General features: G+C 40.9%; 2 protein-coding genes. Both read right to left on the bottom strand.

The window, feature by feature from the left end; translation table 11 throughout:
- Positions 1 to 194 (bottom strand): phage major capsid protein (locus N1032_RS25255; protein ID WP_259543332.1); only part of this gene is annotated, 194 nt, incomplete at its 3' end.
- Positions 195 to 203: 9 nt separating this feature from the next.
- On the bottom strand, positions 204 to 723 hold a 520-nt coding region (locus N1032_RS25250), incomplete at its 5' end, for a hypothetical protein (RefSeq protein WP_259543331.1).

The raw sequence follows: 723 nt of genomic DNA, 5'->3' as shown, positions 1-723 counted from the left end.
GCGCGATTTACAAATACAACCTTACCGATATGGTCAACCAGTTTACGGACATAGTTATCAATGCCGTTTGCGGTGTCCTGTACCGCTTTACCAATATCAACGATATTGGAAAGGTCTTCATTAATAACGGCGGTATCGCCTAATACTTCTTTGGTTACGTTATTAATTAACGTATAGAGTTGAGTAACTTTCATCTATATTTCCTATTCGTAAATGGAAAGGGTCAGGTAATTGGATACATCCTTTAAAGCTACCTTAATTATAGCGGTTTTATCCGCCAAAGTTAAGTTATTATAAAGGGCATCCAGATTTAAAGTATCGTCCGTTGATTTCCGCACCGTGTCACCCGTGGTATTATCTACCTCGTTAACACTTGTTCCCGCGTCCTCGATTAATTCATTTGAATTATACGCGGAAACGCGGTTAATGTCTTCTCTCGAAATATCTTTTTTCTCAGAAGATGAAATAGTTTCCGAACCTTTCCGTGATTCAGTCGCACCTAAATTAAACCCATCAATTGCCGCTGCAATTAATGCCAGCCATTTATCTTTATAAATAGCGACAATTTGCGGGGCAACATCATCAGAATTAAAGCCCTCCATTTTAGAGAATAATACACGGTCGCCATAATTCAGCGTTTGCATGGTGTCTAATACACCCGCCGTCACCTCGCCCACGAATGGGGAAGAGTGGACGGCCTCAATAGAAGACCAGAATGTACCG

The sequence above is a fragment of the Herbiconiux daphne genome, from assembly GCF_024979295.1.
GTDB classification, from domain to species: domain Bacteria; phylum Actinomycetota; class Actinomycetes; order Actinomycetales; family Microbacteriaceae; genus Herbiconiux; species Herbiconiux daphnes.
This window is presented reverse-complemented; position numbering and strand designations above follow the sequence as displayed.